Source organism: Ruthenibacterium lactatiformans, from assembly GCF_000949455.1.
GTDB classification, from domain to species: Bacteria; Bacillota; Clostridia; order Oscillospirales; family Ruminococcaceae; genus Ruthenibacterium; species Ruthenibacterium lactatiformans.
The window spans coordinates 1-4,019 of sequence record NZ_JXXK01000072.1 but is presented as its reverse complement, the minus strand read 5'-3'; the positions used below and the strand labels follow the sequence as shown (position 1 = coordinate 4,019).

The window sequence follows — 4,019 nt, the reverse complement described above, 5'->3', positions numbered from 1 at the left end:
AGGCAGGTGGTATGGGACAAGATGACGAGCCGGCCGCAGAAAGGCCGGTACCGCCAGCAGAGCGAGTACATGCTGTGGGCGTCCAACGGCCCGCTTCCCATCGACCGTCCGGTGGGATGTCTGCCGGGCGTGTTCCGGTACACGAACCCGGCCAAACGCATCCATGTGACGGAGAAGCCGCTTCAGCTCATGCGGGATATCGTGCATATCTGTGTGCCGGGCGGACGTATCCTCGACCCGTTCGCGGGAGCGGGCACGACCATCCTTGCCGCTGTGCAGGAAGGGTATGAGGCAGTGGGCGTCGAAGTGACGGACGCATACTACAGGCTGGGCGGCGACCGTGTGCGCACGGCGCTTGCAGCCGGTGATGAACGGACGGCGGAAGCGTCCAACGGAGAACAGGGCATCCAATTGGATGCCCAAAAGAGATGAACACGGAGGGGGCAGGCATCCAAATTGGATGCCTGCTTTCCTGTTGAATGTATGGAAAGGATCTGAAACGAAAATGGAAAAAGCATTTGCATACATCTGTGCGGCACAGGACGCCGCGCCCCGCCTTCTGCGCAGATACTGCCACAAGGTATACGAATTGGGATATGTGCCCATCTGCCCAAAACTGAGTTTGCCGCAGTATCTGAGCGAGGACGTGCCCGAAGAACAGCGGGCCATGAGCCAGATCAGCCAGCAGCTTTTGCGCCGGTGCCGGATGCTGGTGGTGTGCGGCGGCGAGATCACGGCCGCGATGGCGGGCGAGATCGGGGCAGCGGAAAAGCTGAAGCTCATCTGCACCACGCTGGACGGCCTTGCGAAAATCAAAGAACAAAATGAATGAAAATGTAGTGACAATGTGTTGACAAGTGAGGGGGACGAGAGTATAGTAAAAGGGGTGATTAGTGTGGATGAAAATTTGAATGTTGCATCTATGGCAAAAACAAGTTCTTTTCAAATGCGAATTAATCCAACGGTTAAGAAGCGCGTGGAAGATATATATGCAGATTGCGGAATGACTTTGACTGATGCGATCAATATCTTTATTCAGCAGTCCATTAATGTAAGAGGTCTTCCCTTTCTTGTAACACAGAGCAGCAAGGAGGCTTTGCACGAACAAGCGGCTGCATTGCTGATGGCCGAGCTGAAAAAAGGAGAGAACTCTGTCCACAGTGATGAGGATTGGATTTCCGAAGAAGAAATGCTGACAGAATTGGGGCTCGGGCGATGATACTGCGATATACCCCAAGAGCCCGAACAGATCTCAGAGAGGTGCAAGAATACATCAGTACAACGCTGAAAAATCCAGCTGCCGCAGATCGTATTGTAGCAAAAATTTTGGAAAGCTGTTCGCTCTTAAAAGGACAGCCGTACATGGGTGCAGCATTGGCTGAAAAAGTGGGACGTGAAACCGATCTGCGATATTTGATATCTGGAAAGTATATCGTTTTTTATCGAGTGGGGCAGGAATCCATATCGATTATTCGTATTTTGGATGGCCGGATCAATTATATGCGCGTTCTGTTTCAGTAAAAGTAGAAAATTCAAAAATGCAGAAGAAAAAGTCAAGGCATTCAGATGCTTTGGCTTTTTTCTTTTGCCAGACGAGGACTGGAACGGCAAGCATAGCGCGTGGATATCCACGCACGCCTTTGGGGAGAACCCCAACCCCCCGATCATCAAGAAAGAGGTGGAACAGCGCTGAAAGAAAAAATATATGCTGCGTTTGCGAAAAACGCAAAGTCCATGGAGGGCCTGCGCAATAATACAGTGCAGTATGTGCCGGGCGTTTTGAAAATTTCCAAAGCACTCATCCTCAGCCCGGAGGATTATGACAAGCTGGCTGAGGATATCTCGCCGGAATATCCGTTTCTGAAAGACAATCGTGACCATATGAAAGCAGACCCTGGCGGGTGGTTCCATGCCCTGCTGACTATGACGGAAACAGGTTCGGAAGGAATGCTGCTTGCCCAGGGAAAGGGCGGCCTGTATGTAGGGCTCAGCAGGGATGTGCAAAAACTGGATCTGCAGGGAATCCCCACAGAGCGGATCAAATTGGAAGAACCGACCGTGTATCAGGAACGCGCCGTATTCTACCGCAAGCCATGCAATGTCGAAGATATTAAAAACCAAGATCCAAGGCGAACAACATCGGAGCGGCAAATGAATTTCCGGGTGGAGATGGTAATCGTTCTGGAGAATGTGCAGTACGAGCAATTCAAGCAAAGCGGCTTGCAGGAAAATCAGCTCTTTGTGTTTATAAACAACGAGAAGATGTGGTTCGACTCCGGCGATCTTTGTTGGCATTGCCTGCTCATCAAAGGGGAGAACAGCAAAGACGGCATTCTTGTGGACGCGGAAGGATACGCCTACGCCCGCTATGCGGCGTTTGTTCCAGACAGCGATAGGCTACGACTGAAGGATGTGCCGGTGCGGTATGAATACCCGGCGCGGGCGCCAGAGCGGCAGAAAAGCAAAGGCAGGGATGAGGCACGATGAGAAAACGGGAACATGTGATCCCTCTGCGGCTGAACAAAAAGGAGATGGCGTACCTCGAAAAGCAGGTGGCGATGAGCCGGATGCCGCGTGAGGAATATCTGCGTGCGCTCGTCATGGGCGGCGAGGTGCGTGCCCGGCCCTGTACGCATCATGCCGATCTGCTGCGCAAGGTGGCAGGTCTGTGCAACAATGTCAATCAGCTGGCCCATGTGGCCAACCGCACGGGCCAGACCAGCCAGCAGAGCGTGGAAGAAATGACACGGCTTGTGCGGGCGGTATGGCGCGCCGTGAAAGAACAATGGTGACAGGGAATGGCATATACGAGTATCCTTGCCGTGCACCGCCTAGGACGCAGCGTGGAGTATGTAACGAATAAGGATAAGACAGTACGTCCCCGGTCGGACAGCGCCTCATCTCTGCAGGAGGCTGTGGACTATGCCCACAACCGGGAGAAAACAGAATGTGATGTATTCGAAAGTGCCATCGGCTGTACACTGGAAACAGCCTTTGAGGATATGCTGGCCAATAAGAAGCGGTGGGATCAAATGGACGGTATACAGGGCTATCATCTGGTGCAGAGTTTTGCCGAGGGGGAACTGACGCCGGAGCTGGCGCACAGGATCGGGCTGGAACTGGTGGAAAAGCTGCTTTGCGGGAAATATCCCGCCGTCATTGCGACGCATCTTAATACGCGCTGCCTGCACAATCATATCGTGTGGGATTCCGTGGCGATGGACACCGGGCGAAAATATCGCAGCAACGCCCGGAGTTACTATACAGAGGTGCGCGCACTGTCAGACAGGTTATGTCGGCAGCACGGCCTGTCTGTGATCAATACAGAAAAAGCAGCAGGATTTTCCATGAACTACGGAGAATGGATGGCAGAAAGCCGCGGCCAGCCGACGTGGCGCACCGTGATTCGGCAGGATGTGGATGAGGCCATCGCCAGTGCACTGACATGGCGTCAGTTTGTGCGCGCTATGGAACAGCAGGGGTACGAACTTCGGATGCTTCGCAAGTACCCAACCCTGAAACCGCCCGGCAAAGAGCGCCCGGTGCGTTTCAAAACACTGGGGCAGAGGTATACGCCGGAAGCGCTGCAAATGCGAATCCTTTATGCGCATCATAAGATACCGGCTGGAGGAAAAGTAAAGACAGGAGGGCCGCGGAAATATGCCCGGCTGTACATTCACGGCAGGCCGATACGTGGCCTTAAGGGCCTCCGGGCATTGTACTACCGTTATCTGTACGAGTTGGGAGCATTGCCGAGAAAGCCCCAATACCAGAGCTATGCTGTGCGGCAGGACATTTATAGGCTGGACCGGTATGTAGAGCAGATGCACTTCCTTTCGCTGCATGGCATCGACAGCCGGGCGCAGCTCGAAGAATACCGCAAGCCTCTTCTGGACGAGATCGCAGCTTTGGCAAAAGAGCGACGGCGGCTCTATCGCAGTGAGCCGGAGTCCCCTCGGATTGGGCAGCTCACGGCCCGGCTGCAGGCATTGCGGAAAGAAAACCGCCTGTGTGGAATG

General features: G+C 53.7%; 7 protein-coding genes. All 7 read left to right on the top strand.

Going from position 1 to position 4,019, the window contains the following annotated elements; genetic code table 11:
• A partial coding sequence (locus TQ39_RS19580) for a DNA methyltransferase (RefSeq protein ID WP_167541560.1) occupies window positions 1–432 on the top strand: 432 nt, incomplete at its 5' end.
• A 73-nt stretch (window positions 433–505) separates the two neighbouring features.
• The gene (locus TQ39_RS19575; RefSeq protein WP_050006777.1) at window positions 506–832 is read left to right on the top strand and encodes a DUF7768 domain-containing protein; all 327 of its coding nucleotides are present in this window, start codon (window positions 506–508) and stop codon (window positions 830–832) included.
• Window positions 833–895: 63 nt separating this feature from the next.
• Window positions 896–1,219 (top strand): type II toxin-antitoxin system RelB/DinJ family antitoxin, encoded by a 324-nt coding sequence (locus TQ39_RS19570; RefSeq protein ID WP_050006776.1) that lies wholly within the window; start codon window positions 896–898, stop codon window positions 1,217–1,219.
• Complete coding sequence (locus TQ39_RS20615; RefSeq protein ID WP_082052375.1) at window positions 1,216–1,521, top strand: type II toxin-antitoxin system RelE/ParE family toxin; 306 nt, start codon at window positions 1,216–1,218, stop codon at window positions 1,519–1,521. Before TQ39_RS19570 ends, TQ39_RS20615 begins: the two co-directional genes overlap by 4 nt.
• Window positions 1,522–1,779: 258 nt before the next feature.
• Window positions 1,780–2,487, top strand: a complete 708-nt coding sequence (locus TQ39_RS19560; protein ID WP_242853551.1) for a DUF6329 domain-containing protein — start codon at window positions 1,780–1,782, stop codon at window positions 2,485–2,487.
• On the top strand, window positions 2,484–2,792 hold the full coding sequence (locus TQ39_RS19555) for a MobC family plasmid mobilization relaxosome protein (RefSeq protein ID WP_050006773.1): 309 nt from the start codon (window positions 2,484–2,486) through the stop codon (window positions 2,790–2,792). Before TQ39_RS19560 ends, TQ39_RS19555 begins: the two co-directional genes overlap by 4 nt.
• Window positions 2,793–2,798: 6 nt before the next feature.
• Window positions 2,799–4,019 (top strand): relaxase/mobilization nuclease domain-containing protein (locus TQ39_RS19550; protein WP_050006772.1); only part of this gene is annotated, 1,221 nt, incomplete at its 3' end.